13 protein-coding genes are annotated in these 20,699 nt (G+C 71.4%); 9 read left to right on the top strand and 4 right to left on the bottom strand.

All coding sequences use genetic code 11. The features are described from left to right. The first annotated feature begins 207 nt into the window (after positions 1-207). On the top strand, positions 208-4,152 hold the full coding sequence (locus ACI2K4_RS21615) for a ThuA domain-containing protein (RefSeq protein WP_404513551.1): 3,945 nt from the start codon (positions 208-210) through the stop codon (positions 4,150-4,152). A gap of 173 nt (positions 4,153-4,325) precedes the next feature. Continuing rightward, positions 4,326-5,480: an acyl-CoA dehydrogenase family protein gene (locus ACI2K4_RS21620; RefSeq protein WP_404513552.1), complete on the top strand. Its 1,155-nt coding sequence runs from the start codon at positions 4,326-4,328 to the stop codon at positions 5,478-5,480. A 16-nt stretch (positions 5,481-5,496) separates the two neighbouring features. On the opposite strand, the gene ACI2K4_RS21625 is transcribed toward ACI2K4_RS21620, so the two are convergent. Further along, positions 5,497-6,855 (bottom strand): dipeptidase, encoded by a 1,359-nt coding sequence (locus ACI2K4_RS21625; protein WP_404513554.1) that lies wholly within the window; start codon positions 6,853-6,855, stop codon positions 5,497-5,499. A gap of 149 nt (positions 6,856-7,004) precedes the next feature. On the opposite strand from ACI2K4_RS21625, the gene ACI2K4_RS21630 reads away from it, so the two are divergent. From ACI2K4_RS21630 to ACI2K4_RS21645, 4 genes are all read left to right on the top strand, one after another. Then, positions 7,005-7,673, top strand: a complete 669-nt coding sequence (locus ACI2K4_RS21630; RefSeq protein ID WP_404513556.1) for an SIMPL domain-containing protein — start codon at positions 7,005-7,007, stop codon at positions 7,671-7,673. A gap of 9 nt (positions 7,674-7,682) precedes the next feature. After that, complete coding sequence (locus ACI2K4_RS21635) at positions 7,683-8,369, top strand: nucleoside/nucleotide kinase family protein (RefSeq protein WP_404513558.1); 687 nt, start codon at positions 7,683-7,685, stop codon at positions 8,367-8,369. 217 nt (positions 8,370-8,586) lie between these two features. Then, positions 8,587-11,688: a putative bifunctional diguanylate cyclase/phosphodiesterase gene (locus tag ACI2K4_RS21640; protein WP_404513560.1), complete on the top strand. Its 3,102-nt coding sequence runs from the start codon at positions 8,587-8,589 to the stop codon at positions 11,686-11,688. Between the two features lie 139 nt (positions 11,689-11,827). Then, complete coding sequence (locus tag ACI2K4_RS21645; protein ID WP_404513562.1) at positions 11,828-12,736, top strand: DUF559 domain-containing protein; 909 nt, start codon at positions 11,828-11,830, stop codon at positions 12,734-12,736. Between the two features lie 137 nt (positions 12,737-12,873). On the opposite strand, the gene ACI2K4_RS21650 is transcribed toward ACI2K4_RS21645, so the two are convergent. After that, entirely contained in the window at positions 12,874-13,437 is a 564-nt protein-coding gene (locus tag ACI2K4_RS21650; RefSeq protein ID WP_404513564.1) for a sugar O-acetyltransferase, read from the bottom strand. A gap of 231 nt (positions 13,438-13,668) precedes the next feature. Here ACI2K4_RS21650 and ACI2K4_RS21655 point away from each other — a divergent pair, with 231 nt between their 5' ends. Continuing rightward, complete coding sequence (locus ACI2K4_RS21655) at positions 13,669-17,139, top strand: S8 family serine peptidase (protein ID WP_404514058.1); 3,471 nt, start codon at positions 13,669-13,671, stop codon at positions 17,137-17,139. A 44-nt stretch (positions 17,140-17,183) separates the two neighbouring features. Here the strand turns inward: ACI2K4_RS21655 and dapD are convergent, their stop codons facing one another. Beyond that, entirely contained in the window at positions 17,184-18,143 is a 960-nt protein-coding gene (gene dapD / locus ACI2K4_RS21660; RefSeq protein ID WP_404513566.1) for a 2,3,4,5-tetrahydropyridine-2,6-dicarboxylate N-succinyltransferase, read from the bottom strand. Positions 18,144-18,324: 181 nt separating this feature from the next. Here dapD and dapE point away from each other — a divergent pair, with 181 nt between their 5' ends. Continuing rightward, positions 18,325-19,398 carry a succinyl-diaminopimelate desuccinylase gene (gene dapE / locus ACI2K4_RS21665; RefSeq protein ID WP_404513568.1) on the top strand — a complete coding sequence of 358 codons (1,074 nt, stop codon included), beginning with the start codon at positions 18,325-18,327 and terminating at the stop codon, positions 19,396-19,398. Positions 19,399-19,475: 77 nt separating this feature from the next. On the opposite strand, the gene ACI2K4_RS21670 is transcribed toward dapE, so the two are convergent. Continuing rightward, complete coding sequence (locus tag ACI2K4_RS21670; protein WP_404513570.1) at positions 19,476-19,646, bottom strand: hypothetical protein; 171 nt, start codon at positions 19,644-19,646, stop codon at positions 19,476-19,478. A 200-nt stretch (positions 19,647-19,846) separates the two neighbouring features. On the opposite strand from ACI2K4_RS21670, the gene ACI2K4_RS21675 reads away from it, so the two are divergent. Continuing rightward, positions 19,847-20,695, top strand: coding sequence for a TIGR00730 family Rossman fold protein (locus ACI2K4_RS21675; RefSeq protein ID WP_404513572.1), 849 nt, complete (start codon positions 19,847-19,849; stop codon positions 20,693-20,695). The last annotated feature ends 4 nt before the right edge of the window (positions 20,696-20,699 follow it).

Raw genomic sequence — 20,699 nt, forward strand, 5'->3', positions numbered from 1 at the left:
ACCGTCGTGGCTTGGAGAGCGCTCTCAGGATTGTCGAAACAATCCTTGACGAGCCCGCAATCCAGCCGTAACGATGTATGCGCATACCTCGCATCCGTACCGGCCGTCGGCGTGCCGGCCGGGTGCGAGAGAGCGCTCTCGACGGCACCACCCGGCAAGGGCGTGATCGGCGCACGCCGTCCTCCATCGGATCAGGAAGGGACTCACGTGCGTAGATCACTCCGATCGTGGCTCGGCGCTGTGCTGAGTGCGGTCCTCGTGGTGGGCGGCATCGTCGCCGTACCACCACCGGCCAGCGCGGCGGCGTTCAGCGTGCTGGTCTTCTCCAAGACCGCCGGATTCCGGCACGGCTCGATCACCCCGGGCATCGCCGCGATCCAGGCCCTCGGCTCGGCCAACGACTTCACCGTCGAGACCACCGAGGACTCGGCCCAGTTCACCGACGCCAACCTGGCCAGGTTCGGTGCGGTCATCTGGCTCTCCACCACCGGCGACGTGCTCAACGCCGCGCAGCAGGCCGCGTTCGAGCGGTACATCGCGGCCGGTGGCGGTTACGTCGGCGTACACGCGGCGGCCGACACCGAGTACGACTGGCCCTGGTACGGCGGGCTGGTCGGCGCCTGGTTCGCCTCGCACCCGGCCGAGCAGACCGCGACGGTGAAGGTGGCCGACCAGGTGCACCCGGCGACGGCCGGGTTGCCGCAGCGCTGGTCCCGGTTCGACGAGTGGTACAACTACCGGACCAACCCGCGCGGCAACGTACACGTGCTGGCCACGCTGGACGAGACGACGTACAGCGGCGGCAGCAACGGCGCCGACCACCCGATCAGTTGGTGCCACAACTACGGTGGCGGCCGGTCCTGGTACACCGGGATGGGGCACACCGACGCGTCGTACGCCGACGCCAACTTCCGCCGGCACCTGCTCGGCGGCATCCAGGGGGCGGCCGGCGCGGTGCCGGTCGACTGCGGCGGCACGGTGAACAGCAACTTCCAGCAGGTCACGCTCGCCCGTGGGGTGGCCGAGACCGGCGAGCCGATGACCCTGACCGTGCTCCCCGACCGGGGTGTCTTCCACACCTCGCGGGAAGGCACGATCCGGCACACCGACGTCAACGGCAACACCAAGATCGCTGGCACCATCCCGGTCTACACCGGTGACGAGGAGGGGTTGCAGGGCATCAAGGCCGACCCCAACTTCGCCACCAACCGCTGGGTGTACGCGTACTACGCCCCGCCGTTGAGCACGCCCGGCGGCGGCGCCCCGGCCACCGGCACCCCGGCGCAGTTCGCCGCCTGGAACGGGGTGAACCGGCTGACCCGGTTCACCGTCAACGCCGACAACACGTTCAACATGGCCAGCGAGACGCTGGTCCTGGAGGTCCCGACCAGCCGGGGCATGTGCTGCCACGTCGGCGGCGACATGGACTTCGACGCGGCCGGCAACCTCTACCTCTCCACCGGGGACGACACCAACCCGTTCGACTCGGCCGGGTTCAGCCCGATCGACGAGCGGGCCGACCGCAACCCCGCCTTCGACGCCCAGCGCACCTCGGCGAACAGCAACGACCTGCGCGGCAAGGTGCTCCGGATCAGGCCGAGCGCGGCCGGCGGCTACACCATCCCGGCCGGCAACATGTTCGCGCCGGGCACCGCCCGGACCCGCCCGGAGATCTACGCGATGGGCTTCCGCAACCCGTTCCGGATGAGCGTCGACAAGGCCACCGGCGTGGTCTACCTCGGCGACTACGGGCCGGACGCGGGCACCGCCGACCCGAACCGGGGACCGGCGGGCAACGTCGAGTTCGCCCGGATCACCCAGCCCGGCTTCTACGGCTGGCCGTACTGTACCGCGCGCAACGACGCGTACAACGACTACACGTTCCCGAGCGGGCCGTCGGGGCCGAAGTTCAACTGTGCCGGCGGGCCGGTGAACAACTCGCCGAACAACACCGGCATCACCCAACTCCCGCCGGCCGTGCCGGCCTGGCTGCCGTACGGCGGCTCCGGCTCCCCGCCGGAGTTCACCGGTGGCGGTCTCTCCCCGATGGGTGGACCGGTCTACCGCTACAACCCGGCCTCGACCTCGGACGTGGCCTTCCCGCAGTACTACGACGGGACGTACTTCGCCGGTGAGTTCGGTCGGCGCTGGATCAAAAACGTGAAGATCGACTCGGCCGGCGAGCCGTTGAAGATCAACCCGTTCCCGTGGACCGGCACCCAGGTGATGGACATGGAGTTCGGCCCGGACGGCGCGCTCTACGTGCTCGACTACGGCACCGGCTGGTTCAACGGCGACGCCAACTCGGCGCTCTACCGGATCGAGTACGCCCGCGAGGGGCGCGCCCCGCAGCCGAGGGTCACCGCCACCCCGACCAGCGGGGTGGCGCCGCTGACCGTGGCGTTCTCCTCGGCCGGCACGATCGACCCGGACGGTGACCCGATCACCTACGCCTGGGACTTCGACAACAACGGCAGCACCGACTCGACCGTGGCGAACCCGAGCTTCACGTACACCACCAACGGCGTACGCAGCCCGACGCTCACGGTGCGGGACAGCACCGGCAAGACAGCCACCGCGAGCGTGGTGGTGACCGTTGGCAACAGCGCCCCGGTGGTCACCGTCAACACCCCACTCAACGGCTCGACGTTCAACTTTGGTGACGCGGTGCCATTCACGGTGACCGTCACCGACGCCCAGGACGGCGCGATCAACTGTGCCCGGGTCAAGGTGAACTACGTGCTCGGCCACGACTCGCACGGACACCAGCTCGGCAGCGTGCAGGGCTGCACCGGGGTCATCCAGACCTCGGCCGACGGCGAGCACGACACCGCGGCGAACATCTTCGGCATCATCGACGCCGAGTACACCGACCTCGGCGGCGGCGGCCAGCCGGCGCTGACCACGCACGCCCAGGCGGTGCTGCAACCACGGGTGCGGCAGGCCGAGCACTTCGGCGACTCCAGCGGCATCCAGATCACCAACCCGGGCAACGCCCAGGGCGGCGGGGCGATCGGGTACGTCGACAACAACGACTGGATCTCGTTCAGCCCGTACAACCTGACCGGCATCCAGTCGTTCAGTGCCCGGGTCGGCGCCCCGGCCGGCGGTGGCGGCACGCTCGAACTGCGGGTCGACTCGCCCACCGGACCACTGGTCGGTTCGGCCACGGTGGTGCCGACCGGGGGGTACACGTCGTGGGCCACGGTCACCGGCGGCGTCACCGCCCCGACCGGCACCCGCACGCTCTACCTGGTCTTCAAGGGCACCGGTCCGTACTTCGACGTGGACCAGTTCACCCTCTCCACCACGCCCGGTGGTCCCGGACCGGATCCCGACCCGGATCCCGAGCCGGGCGGCAACCTGGCGCTGAACCGGCCCGCCCGGTCGTCCAGCGTCCAGGACGCCTTCACCGCCGGGCTCGCCTTCGACGGGGCGGCCGGCACCCGTTGGGGCAGCGCGTTCAGTGATCCGCAGTGGATCGACGTGGACCTCGGTGCGTCGTACGCGATCAACCGGGTGAAGTTGACCTGGGAGGCGGCGTACGGCAGCGCGTACCAGATCCAGACCTCGCCGGACGGGGTCACCTGGACCACCATCCGGAGCGTGACCGGCGGTGACGGCGGGGTCGACGACCTCACCGGCCTGACCGGCACCGGCCGCTACGTCCGGCTCAACGGTACGGCCCGGGGCACCGCCTGGGGCTACTCGCTGTTCGAGTTCGAGGTGTACGCCGGCAGCGGGCCGAACAACCCGCAGCCCGGCGGCAACCTGCTGCTGAACAAGCCGACCCTCACCTCCAGCAGCGAGGCGGCCGGCATGTCCGGCGCCCAGGCGGTGGACGGCAGCCTCACCACCCGCTGGTCGTCGCTCTTCACCGACCCGCAGTGGCTCCGCGTCGACCTCGGTGCGCCCACCGCGATCGGCCGGGTGAAGCTGACCTGGGAGGCGGCGTACAGCAGCGCGTACCAGATCCAGACCTCCAACGACGGCACCACCTGGACCACCGTGCGCTCGGTGACCGGGGCCGACGGCGGGGTCGACGAACTGACCGGTCTCGGCGCCAACGGCCGCTACCTGCGGATCAACGGCACCGCCCGGGGCACCGGCTACGGCCACTCGCTCTGGGAGTTCGAGGCGTACGCGAGCTGACCACCACCACCAACGATGTGGCCGGCACGGATCTCCGTGCCGGCCACATCGCCGTCCGGCGGGTGCAGACGACCGCCGCTGTCCGGGTGGCCGATCTGGCGTACGCGAGCGGTCCGGACATCGAGCTGCTTCGCTGATTTCCGGTGGCGATCGACGGTTCTAGGCTGGCGGCCATGTCGCTGGCGTTGATCGACCAGGTTCGTGCCCTCTCCGCCCGGATCGGGGCGCTCGCGCCCCGGATCGAACAGGACCGGGCGCTCCCGGACGACCTGCTCGCCGACCTCACCGCACTGGGCCTGTTCCGGCTCGCCGCCCCGGCGCGGTCGGGTGGCGTCGAGACGGATCCGCTGACCATGTTCGAGGTGTACGAGGAACTGGCGCGGGCCGACGGCTCGGTCGGCTGGTCCACCATGATCGGTGCGGCGACCGGGATCGTGCTCGGTTACCTGGACGACACCACGGCGGCGGAGTTGCTCGCCGACCCCCGGCTCCTGGTCGCCGGGGTCGCCGCGCCGTCCGGCCGGGCCACCGTCGTGCCCGGCGGTCACCGGGTGCGCGGACGCTGGTCGTTCGCCAGCGCCAGCCGGCACGCCACCCATCTCGTCGGCGGCTGTGTGGTGCTGGACGGGACCGGGTCGGTCGTCACCGGGCCGGGCGGCGCGCCACAGGTACGGCACGTGCTGGTGCCCGTCGTCGACGTCACCATTCACGACAACTGGGACGTGGTCGGACTCGCCGGGACCGGCAGCCACGACTTCGAGGCGGTGGAGGTCTTCGTGCCGGAGGCGTACTCGTTCTCGATCTTCGGGCCGGCACGTCAGGACCGGCCGCTCTACCGGTTCCCGCTGTTCGGCCTGCTCGCGTTCGGCGTCGGCGCGGTGGCGCTCGGCATCGCCCGTGCCGCGCTGGACGAGTTCGCCCGGCTGACGGCGGAGAAGCGGGACCCGCTGACCGGTCAACCGATCGCCGGCAAGACGGCGATCCAGGCCACGCTCGCCGAGGCGGAGGCGGTTCTCGGCGGCGGGCGGGCGTACCTGGTCGGCGAGATCGCCGAGTGCTGGCGGCTGGTGTCGGCGGGGGAGCCCGTGTCGGTCGGGCGCCGCGCCCGGCTGCGGCTGGCCGCCGGGTACGCGGCGAGCAGCGCGGCGCGGGCGGTCGACCTGGCGTACCACGCGAGTGGTGGTGCCTCGGTACGGATGGCCAGCCCGTTGCAGCGGTGCTTCCGGGACGTGCACGTGGCGACCCAGCACGCGCTGGTCGGCCCGGACGTGCGGGAGCTGGCCGGCGCGGTGCTGCTCGACCAGCCGGCGATCACCGTACGGCTGTAGCGCGGCCGGCGGAGCCTCAGTCGGGGAGCTCGGCCAGCTTCCTCAGCAACAGTGCCTCGGCCAGGCAGACCCGGGCGAACTCGCCCAGGTGCAGGCTCTCGTTCGCTCCGTGCGCCCGGGTGTCGGGGTCCTCCACCCCGGTCACCAGGACCGACGCGTCGGGGAACGCGTCCTGCATCATCGCGATGAACGGGATGCCGCCGCCGATGCCGGTGTCCACCGCGTCGGTTCCGTCCCAGGCTGCCCGAAGCGCGGCGTGGGCCGCCCGGTAGACCGGCTCGCCGGTCCGGATGACGCAGGGCGCCACCTCGAGTTCGGGCGAGAGCGACACCCGCGCGCCCCACGGTACGTGCTTCTCCAGGTGGGCCCCGAGCGCCCGGTACGCCCGCCCGGGGTCGTCGCCGGGTGCGAGCCGCAGGCTCAGCTTCGCCCCGGCGGTCGGCACCAGCGCGGCCGGCGCCCCGGCGGCCGGTGGGGCGTCGATGCCGAGCACACTCAGCGCCGGCTTGTGCCAGAGCCGGTCGGTGAGCCGACCGGTGCCGACGAGGGCGACACCGTCGAGCATGCCGGAGTCGAGCCGCAACCGGTCCTCGGCAAGGTCGACGGTGGCGGTCGCCGCGCCGACCAGCCCCTCGACGGCGACATCGCCGGCATCGTCGTGCAGGGTGGCGATCAGGCGACTGAGCACGGTCAGCGCGTCGGGCACCGGGCCGCCGTACATCCCGCTGTGTACGGCGTGCGACAGCGTCCGTACCTCGACGTGGCAGTTCAGCGCGCCGCGCAGGGACGTCGTCAGCGCCGGTACGCCGACGCTCCAGTTGGCCGAGTCGAGCACCACGATCACGTCGGCGGCGAGCTGGTCGTGGCGCTCGGCGAGCAGCCGTCCGAGCGACGGTGAGCCGAACTCCTCCTCGCCGTCGGCCAGGATCACCACGCCCACCGGCAACGCGTCGCCGAAGGCCCGGAGCACGGCGACGTGTGCCATCAGCCCGGCCTTGTCGTCCGCCGCGCCGCGGCCGTAGAGCCGGCCGTCCCGCTCCACCGGTTCGAACGGGTCGCCGTCCCAGAGGCTCGGGTCACCTGCGGGCTGTACGTCGAAGTGGGCGTAGAGCAGCACCGTCGGCGCACCGGGCGGGGCTGGCCGCCGGCCGATGACCGACGGCTGCCCGCCGGCCCGGACGATCTCCGCGTCGAGCCCGCAGCCGGTGAGGAGTTCGGCCACCGCCTCGGCGGAACGTTCGAGGTGGGAGTGGTCGAAGCCGTCGTACGCGATGCCGGGGATGCGGATCAGCCGCTCCAGGTCGGCCCGGACCCCGGGCAGCTCACGCTCGACGGCGTCCCGCAGGGCGGCTTCCGAGAAATCCGTTTCACTCACCGCACAGCACCTATTCCGCTCAATTCGCACTGGTCCGGTGCACATGCTGCCACTGGCCGGACGGTTCGCGTACGCCGGGTCTCAGCCGGGTCCTCGTCGGTCGCCGCCGGGCATCCCCAAATCCGTCGCTTGCCCATAGGGTTGGTGCCATGGTCGATGGTCCGGTGGTGGCGGTACGGGGCGAGGCGTTTCGCGAGGTGCCGCCGGAGCTGGCGCGGTTCGCGGTGACGGTGGACGTACGGGACCGGGATCGTCCGGCCACCCTGAACCGGCTGGCCGAGCGGTCCGAGGCGGTCCGCGCGCTGGTCGACTCCTACGGGCCGGCGATCGAGCGCCGGGAGACCGGCCAGTTGGGGGTCTACCCGCAGACCAGACGCTCCGGCGAGCGGATCGTCGGTTACCGGGGCAGCGTGACCACGACCGTGACGGTCACCGATTTCGGGGTGCTCGGCGAGCTGATGCTCCGCCTGGCCGACCAGGACCAGACCCAGGTCGCGGGACCGTGGTGGGCACTGCGACCGGACAGCCCGGTGCACCGGGAGGTTCGCCGGGCGGCCATCGCCGAGGCCGTCGACCGCGCCCGGGAGTACGCGGACGCGCTCGGCGCGCGGGTGGTCGCCCTGGTCCAGCTCGCCGACCCCGGGGTGGAGCAGCACCGGCCGATGATGATGGTCGGGGCGGCGAGCTTCCGGGCCAAGGGCGCCATCGACAGCGTGCCCGAGTTGGAGCTCGACCCGCAGGTGCAGACCGTGCAGGCCGTCGTCGAGGCGCGCTTCACCATCAGCGAGCCGACGGTGCTCGCCGAGCCGCGCGGCTGAGTGGCGGCTGTGCCCGTACCGGCCGAGCCGTACACCTTCGAGCAGCTCGTCGCCCGAGCCCGCGCGCTGGCCGAAGCCGGTCCCCGGCAACTGCTCGGCATCGCCGGTGCGCCGGGTGCCGGCAAGTCCACCCTGGCCGGGCGCCTGGTCGCGGCCCTCGGGGCGACGGCGGCGCTGGTGCCGATGGACGGTTTCCACCTGGCCGAGGCCGAACTGCACCGGTTGGGCCGGCACGACCGCAAGGGTGCCCTGGACACCTTCGACGGCGCCGGGTTCGTCGCCCTGATGCGTCGCCTCCGTGGTGCCCGGACCGACGGGGACGACGAGGCCGTTACCGCCCCGGCTGAGCCGTCCGTCGGCGACACGGTCTACGCGCCGGAGTTCCGCCGCGAGCTGGAGGAGTCGATCGCCGGTGCGATCGCCGTGCCGGCCCGGGTGCGCCTGGTGGTGACCGAGGGCAACTACCTGCTGGTGCCCGCCCCGCCCTGGGGTCAACTGCGCGGGCTCCTCGACCAGGTGTGGTTCCTCGACCTCGACGCCCGGGAGCGGCTGCGCCGGCTGACCGACCGGCACATCGGCTTCGGACGGCCGCCGGCCGAGGCGTCCGCCCGTGCCCGGGGGACCGATCAGGTCAACGCCGATCTGATCGAGACCACCGCCGACCGCTCCGATGTGGTCGTACGACTCGTCGGCTGACGCCGAACTCGCCGGTTCGTCGTTGACCGGCCGGGTGACCAGTGTTAACCAGGTAATTGTCGTACGCGAGGTAGTCGTGTTCCCGACCTTGGCACTCATCGTCGCCAACCACTGCCCACCCTGGCGATAGCGAAGCGCATCGAGGACTGGTAAACCGGGCGGACGACGTCGATTTGGCGGGTTCGGTACGTTGCTCTCGAACATCGACAGGAGGCCCGTGTCCGCTCGGAAGGTATTGACCTGGTACGCGGCTGGAATGGGCGTACTGGTCGGCTGTTTCTTCGTCGTGCCGGCGCTGCGTACCGCCCTGTTCGCGCTGGTGGGGCTTGCCGGGGCCGGTGCCGTGCTGGTCGGCGTACGGTGGCACCGCCCGCAGCGGGGATACACCTGGTGGCTGCTTTCCGCCGGCATGGCGCTGCTCGCGGTCGGCGACACGCTCTACAGCGTGGAGGCCGCGTTGCCGAGCGACGCGCCGGCGTCGGCCGCGGATGTTTCCTATTTGTTGATGTTCCCGTTGATCGGGGCCGGGCTACTCGGACTCACCCGATCGAATATTGTCGCCCGTGACCGGTCGCAGTTTCTCGATTTCCTGATCTTCTGCACCGCCGCCGGATTCCTGCTGTGGATCTTTGTGCTCGGTCCCTACCTGGACGAACCCGGAGTCACCCCGTTCAGCCGGTCCACCCTGGCCGCGTTCGCGTTCGCCGATCTGCTGGTGCTGGCGACCACCGCCCGGCTGCTGACCGCCACCCCGGTGAACCCGGCCGCGGTGCTGCTGGTGGTGGGTTCCGCCGGGATGCTCGCCGCCGACCTCGGCTACGGGATCGCCCTGCACAACGGCGGCTGGCAGCCGGGCGGGCCGGTCGAGCTGGGCTGGTTCACCTTCTCCGTCTGCTGGGGCGCGGCCGCCCTGCATCCCCGGATGGCACGGTTGACCGAACCGGCCCAACCCCGACAGATCGAGGTCGGGCGGATTCGGCTGGTGCTGCTCGGCTTCGCCGCCGTACTCGCCCCGGCGGTGCTGCTGCTGGAGGCGGTCACCGGCGAGGTGCACGACGGGACCGTGATCGCCGCCGTCTCCGGGGTGATGTTCATCCTGGTGCTGAGCCGGCTCGCGGACGCGGCGGACGCGCACCGGTTGGTGGTCAGCCGGGAACGGAGCCTGCGCAAGGCCGCCGCCGACCTGGTCTCGGCCACCGCCGCCCGCGAGGTCGACCGAGCCGTACGGGCGGCGGTCGCCCAACTGGTGCCGAAGCACGCGCCGCACCGGGTCGTCTTCACCGTGAACCGGGCCGATGGGGTGCCCGCCCTGGCCACCAGCATCTGGGGGCCGGCGGTCGCGGAGCCGTCCGCGTACTACCCGGCACCGAGCGCGGCGACCGCCCGGCGGACCCGGGTGCTCCGGGTCGGCATGCTCCAGCCGGCGCTGGCCGGGCAACTGGGCGAGTTCAAGACCGCCGTGCTCTGCCCCCTGGTGCTGGACGAGCGGGCCACCGGGCTGCCCCGGGTCGGCGCGCTGCTGGTCGCCGCCGACCAGGTGGTGCTGGCCGGGCTGCGGGACTCGCTGGAGGTGCTGGCCGCGCAGGTGGCCCTGGCGCTGGAGCGGATCGGGCTCAGTCAGGAGATCAGCCGGCGGGACACCGAGGCGTACTTCCGCAGCGTGGTGCAGAACGCGACCGACGTCATCCTCGTCGTCGACGACGACCGGTCGGTCCGGTACGCCAGCCCGTCGGTCCGTACCGTGATCGGCATCGAACCGGCCGACTGCGCCGAGCTGGACTCGGTGGTGCACCCGGACGACCGGGGGCTGATCGACGACCTGCTCGACCCGGGCCGTACGGCGGCCGGGGAGTGGGCCGACTGGACCGTACGGCGACCCGACGGCGAGCGCATCCACCTGGAGGTGAGCTGCCGGGACCTGCGCCGGGACCGGACCGTGCGCGGCCTGGTGGTGACCATGCGGGACATGACCGAGCGGCGGCGGCTGGAACGGGAGCTGACCCACCGGTCGATGCACGACGTGCTGACCGGGCTGGCCAACCGGGCGTCGTTCCAGGACCAGGTGTACGCGGCGGTCGGCCACGCCCGGCGCAGTGGGCGTACGGTCGGGGTGCTCTGCGTCGACCTGGACGAGTTCAGCGCCGTCAACGACGCGCACGGCCACGCGGTCGGGGACGGGCTGCTGGTCGCGGTCGGTGAGCGGCTGCGTGAGCTGGTCGGCGCGACCTGCATGGTGGCCCGGCTCGGCGGCGACGAGTTCGCCGTTCTGGTGCCGGACGCGGAGAGCCCGGAGCAGGCCGAGCGGATCGCCGAGCGTCTGGTCCGCGCACTAGCCGAGCCGCTCGCGGTGGGCGACACCCTGGTCAACGGCTCGGTCAGCGTCGGGGTCGCGACCAGCGCCGACGCCACCGACGCCGGTGAGCTGCTCAAGCACGGGGACCTGGCGCTGTACGTGGCGAAGGGCGCCGGCAAGGGCCGGTGGTGCCGCTACCAGTCGGAGCTGCACACCGCGATCGTGCAGCGGCTGGAGCTGCGTACGGCATTGGCCGAGGCGGTCGAACGGCGCAGCTTCGCGGTCGAGTACCAGCCGATCGTGGATCTCTACAGCGGCGCGGCCAACGGGTTCGAGGCGCTGGTGCGTTGGCACCACCCGGGTCGGGGCCTGGTCCCGCCGGACCAGTTCATCGCGTTGGCCGAGGAGACCGGCCTGATCGAGCAGATCGGGGACTGGGTGCTGAGGGAGGCGGTCGCCGCGGCCGGCCGTTGGCGGCAGGACCGGGAGCCGTCGGCGATCCCGTACGTCAGCGTCAACGTCTCCGCCCGGCAACTGCGTACGGGCGGCTTCGTCGAGCGGGTACGCGGCGCGTTGGCGGCCGCCGACGTACCACCGACCCTGCTCATGCTGGAGATCACCGAGAGCCTGCTGCTCCGCGACGAGGACCAGGTCTGGGCGGAACTGGCCGAACTGCGGACCCTCGGCGTACGGGTGGCTATCGACGACTTCGGCACCGGCTTCTCGTCGCTGAGTTACCTCCAGCAGATGCCGGCCGACGTGATCAAGATCGACCGTTCGTTCACCGCCACGGTCGCCTCCTCCCGTCGCCAGCTGCTGCTGCTGGAGGGCATCATCCGGCTGGCCGGGACGCTCAGCCTGGACATCATCGCCGAGGGGGTGGAAACCGAGGTGGTACGGACCCTGTTGATGGACATGGGTTGCTCGGCCGGGCAGGGTTACCTCTTCTCCCGCCCGCTCGCCGAGGAGGACGCCGCCCGGTGGGCCCCGGACCGGCGCGCCCCCGCCCCGATCCAGCGCGGCTGACCGGAGCTTCTCCTCCCGACGACGGGAGTTCCCTAGCACAGTCGGGCTTGACCAGGTCGTTTTCCACAGCCGCTGCTGTTGTCCACAGCGCGGTCGGAGCGGGTGGCCGTCGCGCCACGCCACCCGCAGGCTGCACTCCGTGGACGTACGACTACAAGCGTTGCTGGCACTTGGCGACGGCCTGGTCACCCGGGCCGCGTCCGACCGGGTGGCGCCTGGATGGGCGATCGACAACGCCTGCCGGTCGGGGGCGTTGAAACGGGTGCTGCCCGGGGTCTTCCTGGACCCGGCGAGGGCGGAGGACGATGCGCTGCGGCGCCGGGCGGCGCTGGCCTACCTCCGGAAGCGAGGATCGTTCAGCCACACCACGGCGCTCGCGCTCTGGGGGCGTTGCCGGGTGGCGGCCGGGGAGCCGATGCACATGACGGTGCCCGCCTCGGTGCGGCTACGGGCCTCCCCCGAGTTGGTGTTGCACCGGGTCGACGGATTCTCGGCGGCGCCGCCGTGGACGACCGAGCGGCAGGGGTGCCCGGTCACCCGGCTGGAGCGGAGCATTGTCGACTCGTGGCCGCTGCTGCCCCGGGACGAGCGGAGGGGAGTGGTCATCGACGCGGTCAACGACCGCCTCACGACGGTGGCGCGACTCGGCAACGCCCTGGCGGCGGCGCCGAAACTGGCCGACCGACGGGAACTCCGGGTGTTGCTGGAGCGGTTGGCGGCGGGCTGTCGGAGCCCGCTGGAGATCTGGGGCCACGAGCGGATCTTCCGCGGTCCGGGTATGCCGGCCTTCCAGTGGCAGAAGCGGGTGCGGATCGGTGCGAGGGTCGTCGACCTGGACGTCTACGCCGAACGCGAGCGGGTCGACTTCGAGCTGGACGGGGCAGCCTGGCACGGCGGTCAGCGGCAGCGCGAGCGCGACCTGCGCCGGGACGCACTGCTCGCGACGGTCGGTGTCCTGGTGGTCCGGTTCGCCCACCGTCGTCTGGTCCACCAACCCGAGGAGGTACGCCGCGAAGTGCTCGCCATCCTCGCCGCCCGCCGCAGGTAACCGCTGGTGGGCCGGGCCGAGAGCAGGACAGAGCTTGATCCCCGCGCTTCCTGCTGTTCCCCGCGCCACCCGGACAACAGCTCACGTCGCAACAATCGTGCTGGGGTGGGTGGGTGGGTGGGGTGGGTGGGTGGGGGTTAGGGAGGGGTTAGGTGGCGGGTTGGTCGGGCGGGGTTGCCGAGGGCGACGACGTTGGCGGGGAGGTCGCGGGTGACCACGGCACCCGCGCCGACCACCGTGTTCTCGCCGATGGTGACGCCGGCCAGCACGATCGCGCCGGCACCGAGCCAGACGTTGTCGCCGATGGTGATCGGTTTGGCCGCCTCCCACTTGGCCCGGCGCGGCTCCGGCTCGGTGGGGTGGGTCGGCGTCAGTAGCTGCACGTTCGGACCGATCTGTACGTCCGCACCGATCGTGATCGGGGCTACGTCGAGCAGCACGGCTCCGTAGTTGACGAACGTACCGGCGCCGATGCTGATGTGGTAGCCGAAATCGCAGTAGAACGGTGGGCGGACCCCGACCCCGTCGCCGATCGAACCGAGCAGTTCGGCGAGTAGTCGTCGTCGGTGCTCCGGATCGTCGGTTTCGCTGGTGTTGAAGCGTTCCATGAGTCGTGCCGAGCGTCGGGCGTCGCTGACGATTTCCGGATCATCGGCGAGGTAGAGATCGCCGGCCAGCATGCGTTCCTTCTGTGAGGCCACGCCTCGTCCGTTCCTTCCCTCGGGTCGTCACCCGCCCGCTCCGTACGAGGCCACGGCCTCTTCCGGCGGGTGCCGTGGATGATCCAAATAGGAGCATATCGATCAGACTCATGATCGTCAGTCGAATCGCGTGGAGCGTTGGGAAATGATCACAAGCGATTGAATGGTGTAATTCTTGATAGCGTCAGGGGTATCAGATACATACTCGGTATGCAATGCTAACCGGTGTCCATGCAGGACCTGGCATCCGTGGTGATGTCGACCGGGGAGGTTTCGTTGCAGGTATCGAGGAGATTGACCGCAGTCGCACTGGGGGTCGGGTTGGTGCTCGGCACCGGCTCGGCCGGCTTGGCCAGTCCCGTCCCGGCGACCGTGTCGCCGACCGCGAAGACGACCGCGAAGACGACCGCGAAGACGACCGCGAAGACGACCGCGAAAGCGACCGTAGAACCGACCGCTCGGGCGGCGGCCCGACCCGTCACCGTCACCCTGCTCACCGGTGACCGGATCACGCTCGCCTCGGCCGACGCGCGCACCGGGGCGGTGCGACCGGCGAAGGGGCGGGAGAAGATCCCGTTTGTCGTGCAGCGTGACGCCGACCACCTGTACGTGATCCCGCAGGACGCGCAGCGCCTGATCGGGACCGGGCAACTCGACCGGCGCCTGTTCGACGTCACCGGTCTGGTCCGCGCCGGCTACCACGACGAGGTGCGGAACAACCTTCCGTTGATCGTGACGTACCGCGAGGGTGCGCTGGCGTCCGGCGCCGGCACGCTGCGCGGAGCCGGGGCCCGGGTGGTCCGCGACCTGCCGGCGATCGGCGGGGCCGCGGTCGCGGCCGAGAAGGATCGGGCCTCGGCCTTCTGGGCCGGCGTCACCGCCGGGCAGGGTGCCGCCCGGGTCGCCACCGCCGCCGGGATCGAGAAGATCTGGTTGGACGGCAAGCGGCAGCTCACCCTGGACCACAGCGTGCCGCAGATCGGCGCGCCCGCCGCGCACCAGGCCGGTTACACCGGGAGTGGGGTCACCGTCGCGGTGCTCGACTCCGGTGTCGACGTCAACCACCCGGATCTGGTCGGTCGGGTCGCCGAGGCGCGGAACTTCAGCGAGGAGGCCGACCCCGCCGACCTGGTCGGGCACGGCACCCACGTCGCCTCGATCATCGCCGGGAGCGGTGCCGCCTCGAACGGGCTCTACCGGGGAGTGGCCCCGGACGCCACCCTGGTCTCCGGCAAGGTCTGCGAGATCTACGGCTGCACGGAGTCGGCGATCCTCGCCGGTCTCCAGTGGGCGGCGGTGGAGAAGCGGGCCGACGTGGTGAACATCAGCCTCGGCGGCTACGACGGGCCGGAGATCGATCCGATCGAGGAGGCGGTCAACACCCTGACCGCGCAGACCGGCACGCTCTTTGTTGTCGCGGCCGGCAACAGCGGCGTCAACGCCTCGGTCGGCTCGCCGGGCAGCGCGGACGCCGCGCTGACCGTCGGCGCGGTCGACCGGGACGACAAGCTCGCGGAATTCTCCAGCCGTGGACCCCGGACCGGCGACGGCGTGGTCAAGCCGGACATCACCGCTCCCGGTGTGGAGATCGTCGCGGCGAAGGGTGCCGGCACGCTGCTCGGTACGCCGGTCGGTCAGCACTACGTGGCGATCTCCGGAACCTCGATGGCGACCCCGCACGTGGTCGGCGCGGTGGCGCTGCTCGGTCAGCAGCACCCGGACTGGACCGCGGCGCAGTTCAAGTCGACCCTGATGGCGTCGGCGAAGCCGGACCCGGCGCTGAGCGCGTACCAGCAGGGGGCCGGCCGGGTCGACGTGGCCCGCGCCATCACCCAGCCGGTGACCACCGACCCGGCCAGTGTCTCCTTCGGCCGCACGGTCTGGCCGCACGCGGACGACACGCCGGTCACCCGGACCGTCACCTACCGTAACCCGGGTTCCGCCCCGCTGACCCTCGACCTGAGCCTGCGCATCGTCGGCCCGGAGGGCGCGGTCGCGCCGGCCGGTCTCTTTGTCCTCGGCGCGGACCGGGTGACCGTGCCGGCCGGTGGCGAGGCGGCGGTCACCGTGAGCACCGACACCAGCGTCGCCAGCGCGGACGGTTACTGGTCCGGCCGGCTCACCGCCACCGCCGGCTCGATCGTGGTCACCACCCCGGTCGGGGTGGACAAGGAGGTGGAGAGCTACAACCTCACGTTCTCCTACCTCGACCAGAACGGCGCCCCGACCAGCCAGTACGGCAGCACCCTGATCGGGTTGGACAAGTTCTCCTTCACCGGCGTGTACGGCGAGGACGGCACCGCCACCGTCCGGGTGCCCAAGGGGCGTTACGGACTGGACGCCGCGATCTTCGTACCGCGTGGTGAGGACGAGTCCGACGCGGCGTTCCTGGCCCGGCCGGAGATGGTGGTCGACCGGGACGCCAGCCTCGTGCTCGACGCCCGGCAGGGTCGTCCGGTCCGGGTGACCGTGCCGAACCCGGCCGCCGCACCGGCGCTGATCGACATCTCCGCCAACTGGTCCACCGAGTCCGGCGGGCTCGGCTCGAGCCTGCTCGCCACCTCGTTCGAGGGCCTCACCACCGCCCAGTTGGGCACCGGCACCTCGGCGGCGTTCAACGGCGGGGTCGGCACCCAGTGGGCCGACCCGGGCGCGGACGGACAGTTCCAGAACAGCCGCTACCTCTACGCGACCAGCGAGGTGGTCCCCAACCGGTTCCCGACCGGGTACGCCCGACACTTCCGTGACCGGGACCTCGCCACCGTCAAGAACGACATCCGGGGCAGCGCGCCCGGTCAGAGTGCGTACCGCGTCGTCTACCCGTGGTACGAGCAGCCGGTGGGTGGTTGGGCGGTCGTGCTGCCGGTGGCCGTACCGGGGCAGCGGGTGGAGTACTACAACACCGACGACGGTGTGCGGTGGGACCAGGCGCTGGAGTTCGCGGTCGAGGGGCCGGACGGTTTCCCGACCACCCAGGCGGTGTTGCAGTCGGCGACACCGGTGGAGTACCGGGCCGGCCGCAACTATCAGCGGGTCTGGAACAACGCGCCGTACGGGCCGTCCTTCCCCGAGCCGCGCTGGCCGGACCAGGGCATCGCACGTCAGGGAAACACGATCGTGGTCGACGTACCGATTCACAGCGACGCCACCGGCAACCCGGGTGGTTCGTTGTACGACACGGCCCGGACCGCGCTCTACCGCGACGGCGAGCTGGTCGGTGAGGTCCAGGACCCGGGCTGGGCGAGGTTCGACGTGCCGGCCGGGCGGGCCGACTACCGGTTGGCGGTCTCGTCCAACCGCAGCGTCGCGGAACTGGCCACCTCGGTCGAGGTGAGCTGGACGTTCCGCTCCGGCGAGGTGCCCGGGGAGGAGTTCGCCAAGCTTCCCGCGATGGCGATCCGGTACGCGCCGCAGCTCGACACCGGCAACGCCGCCCCGGACGGTCGGGAGTTCGACATCCCGGTCACCGTGCAACGGCAGCCCGGCGCCCCGGCCGCCCAGGTCCGGAGCCTGACCGTCGAGGTCTCCTACGACGACGGGCGGACCTGGCGCAACGCCTCGGTCAAGGCGGGCAAGTCCGGCTGGGTGGCGAGCGTACGGCACCCGAACGGCGCCGACTACGTCTCACTTCGCGCCAAGGCGACCGACTCGGCCGGCAACACGGTCACCCAGAAGGTGATCCGGGCGTACAAGCTCAGGTGAGCGGGAACGGGTGCCGGCCGCGTGCGGTCGGCACCCGTACCCTTTCAGTCGTTAGCGTGCAGGGCGGCGTTGAGTTCGATCCCGTGCCCGGTCCGCGGCCGGGCCTCCAGCGCGCCGGTGAGCGAGTTGCGCCAGAACAGCAGCCCGGCCACGCCGGAGAGTTCACGGGCCTTGACCACGGTCCCGTCCGGCAGGGTGATCTTGGACCCGGCGGTGATGTAGCAGCCGGCCTCGACCACGCAGTCGTCGCCGAGCGAGATGCCGATCCCGGCGTTCGCGCCGAGCAGGCTGCGCTCGCCGATGCGGACCTTCTCGGTGCCGCCGCCGGAGAGCGTGCCCATGATCGAGGCGCCGGCACCGACGTCCGAGCCGTCGCCGACCACCACCCCGGCCACGATCCGCCCCTCCACCATCGAGGTGCCGAGCGTGCCGGCGTTGAAGTTGCAGAACCCCTCGTGCATGACCGTGGTGCCGGGGGCCAGGTGGGCGCCGAGCCGGACCCGGTCGGCGTCGGCGATCCGGACCCCGGACGGGACCACGTAGTCGGTCATCCGGGGGAACTTGTCCACCCCGTACACGGCCAGGTGGCGGCCGGCGGCGCGCTCGATCACCCGCAGCTCGTCCACCCGGTCCGGCGGGCACGGCCCGGCCGAGGTCCAGGCGACGTTCGCCAACTGCCCGAAGATGCCGTCGAGGTTGAGCTCGTTGGGCCGGACCAGGCGGTGGGAGAGCAGGTGCAACCGCAGGTACGCGTCGGAGGCGTCCTTGATCGGGTCGGCCAGCGAGCCGATTTCCGTGATCACCACCACGGTACGCAGACCGGGCAGTGCCCGCTCACCGACCGCGCCCGGCGGCAGGTCGAGTACGTCCGCCTGCTCCTCGCCCGGCACCAGCGGCAGGGCGCCCAGGCCGAGCTTGCCGGTCGGGTACCAGGTGTCGAGCACCTGCCCCTCGGCGGTGATGGTGGCCAGTCCGATACCCCAGGCGGGCTGCGCGGTCGTCACTGAGTCATCCTTCGTGTCTTGGGTTCCGGTCCGGCCCCGCGCTGGCGGCAGCCGTCGGGCCTGCGCCGATTGTCGCGCGCGAAGGGTCGGCCGGTGGCGAACTCGGGGCCGACGAGTCACGGACAGCACAGCTCGTCAGCTCGGTCCGCGCCCGCATAATCTTGACGGTACCGTGCCGAACATGGAGAACCCGCTGACCCCCGAGGTGTTGGCCGATCCGGTCGCGCTGACCCGCGCACTGGTCGACATCGAGTCCGTCTCGCTCAACGAGAAGGAGATCGCGCACCACGTCGAGGAGGTGCTGCGGACGGTTCCGTACCTGGACGTGCGGCGGCACCAGAACACGGTGATGGCCCGTACCGAGCTGGGGCGGGAGCAGCGGGTGGTGCTGGCCGGGCACCTGGACACCGTGCCGTTGAACGACAACTTCCCGTCGACCCAGGACGGCGACCTGATCTACGGCTGCGGCACCTCGGACATGAAGTCCGGCGTTGCGTACGCCCTGCACCTGGCGACCACCCTGGCCGAGCCCCGGTACGACGTGACGTACCTGTTCTACGAGGCCGAGGAGATCGACAGCCGCTACAACGGGCTGAACCTGGTCGCCCAGGTGCACCCGGAGTGGCTGACCGCCGACTTCGCGGTGCTGCTGGAACCGACGTACGGCGTGGTCGAGGCGGGTTGCCAGGGCACCCTGCGGGCGATCGTGACGACCACCGGTCGGCGGGCGCACTCGGCCCGCTCCTGGCGCGGGGTGAACGCGATCCACGCGGCCGGTGCGGCACTCGACCGGCTGGCCGAGTACCAGGCCCGGACGGTCACCATCGACGGCTGCGTCTACCGGGAGGGGCTGAACGCGGTCGGCATCCACGGTGGGGTGGCCGGCAACGTGGTGCCGGACCGGTGCGAGATCGAGGTCAACTTCCGGTTCGCGCCGGACCGGTCGCCGGAAGAGGCGGAGCGGCACGTACGAGAGGTCTTCGCCGGTCTGGAGGTGACCCTGGTCGACGTGGCCGCCGGGGCACTGCCCGGCCTGACCTCGCCGCCGGCCCGGGAGTTCCTGGCGGCGGTCGGCGAGGAGCCGGTGGCGAAGCTGGGCTGGACCGACGTGGCCCGGTTCGCCGCGCTCGGAATCCCGGCGCTCAACTTCGGGCCCGGTGACCCGAACCTGGCCCACGCGCCCGACGAGCACGTCGAGATCGGGAAGATCCGCGACGGCGCCGCGACGCTGCACCGCTGGCTCGCGCCGGCCTGACCGGACCGGGCCGGCGGGGCCGGCGGGCGGGTCAGCGGGTGCGGGCAGGCGGGGTGAGCGGGTGCGGGACGTGCCGGTCAGCTCGCCTCGCCGGGGCCGCCGGGGCTCTCGGCGGCGACGGCCGAATGGTCGAACGTGTCGTCGTCGGGCAGATCCCGCTGCCGGGCCAGCCGGCGCTCGGCCACCACGGCGCGGATTCGCTGGTGCATTTGGCGCCGCTGTCGGATGATCTCGTTGTTATTGATCACGGTTGCGCCTCCCCCCAAAGGTGTCCGACGGCGCTGCCGGACCCCGTGCATACCTCGTATGTGAATAGTAAGACGCATCGGAGGCGCATTCGGTTGCGCTGATCGCCACACTTTCCCGCTCAAGGACTTGATCGCCGTACTTTTGTCGGCGCCGGGGTGACTCGCGTACGGCGCTGGGCGGTCCCACTACCGTGGAGCGCATGAGCCACAGCAAGGGACGAAGCGGCAGGGCCCGTGGGCCGGAGCGGCACGGTGGCGGGGTCACCCTGCGTCGGGACGCCATTCCGACGAGTACCGCCGACCAGCGCCTGCTCGACTCCCGTACCCGGGGCGACTGGAAGACCAAGGACGCCTGGCGGGCGCTGCGGATCCTCTCCGAGTTCGTCGAGGGCTTCGACACCCTGGCCGACCTGCCACCCGCGGTCAGCGTCTTCGGCTCGGCGCGCAGCCTGCCGGACAGCGACGAGTGCAAGCTGGCCGAGGAGTTGGGCGCCGCCCTCGCCGGGGCCGGTTACGCCGTGATCACCGGCGGCGGACCCGGCGTGATGGAGGCGGCCAACCGGGGCGCCACCGAGGCCGGGGGCCTCTCCGTCGGTCTCGGCATCGAGCTGCCGTTCGAACAGGGCATCAACGACTGGGTCGACATGGCGATCGACTTCCGTTACTTCTTCGCCCGCAAGACCATGTTCGTCAAGTACGCCCAGGCGTTTGTCGTCCTGCCCGGTGGCTTCGGCACCCTCGACGAACTCTTCGAGGCGCTCACCCTGGTGCAGACCGGCAAGGTCACCCGGTTCCCGGTGGTGCTGATGGGTGCGGCGTACTGGAGCGGACTGCTGGCGTGGCTGCGCGACACCCTGGCCGCGACCGGCAAGATCGGGGCGGCCGATCTGGAATTGATACTGGTCACCGATGATGTGGCCGCCGCCGTCGGGCATATCATCGATGCGGACGCGGCACTCGCCGCGGAACAGGAAGCGCTTCAGGAGTCGGCCATCGCCCAGGCGGGGGCGGACCAGCAGGCGGCTTCCACCACTCGTCGGGAGGACTGAGCCG

It is taken from the genome of Micromonospora sp. NPDC050397 (genome assembly GCF_044901685.1).
Taxonomy (GTDB): domain Bacteria; phylum Actinomycetota; class Actinomycetes; order Mycobacteriales; family Micromonosporaceae; genus Micromonospora_G.

What these genes read in the sequence shown, in the direction of transcription:
- ACI2K4_RS21620 (WP_404513552.1), top strand. Translation starts at nt 4,326, where the DNA reads ATGTCGCTGGCGTTGATCGACCAGGTTCGTGCCCTCTCCGCCCGGATC.
- ACI2K4_RS21630 (WP_404513556.1), top strand. Translation starts at nt 7,005, where the DNA reads ATGGTCGATGGTCCGGTGGTGGCGGTACGGGGCGAGGCGTTTCGCGAG.
- ACI2K4_RS21655 (WP_404514058.1), top strand. Translation starts at nt 13,669, where the DNA reads ATGCAGGACCTGGCATCCGTGGTGATGTCGACCGGGGAGGTTTCGTTG.
- dapE (WP_404513568.1), top strand. Translation starts at nt 18,325, where the DNA reads ATGGAGAACCCGCTGACCCCCGAGGTGTTGGCCGATCCGGTCGCGCTG.
- ACI2K4_RS21675 (WP_404513572.1), top strand. Translation starts at nt 19,847, where the DNA reads ATGAGCCACAGCAAGGGACGAAGCGGCAGGGCCCGTGGGCCGGAGCGG.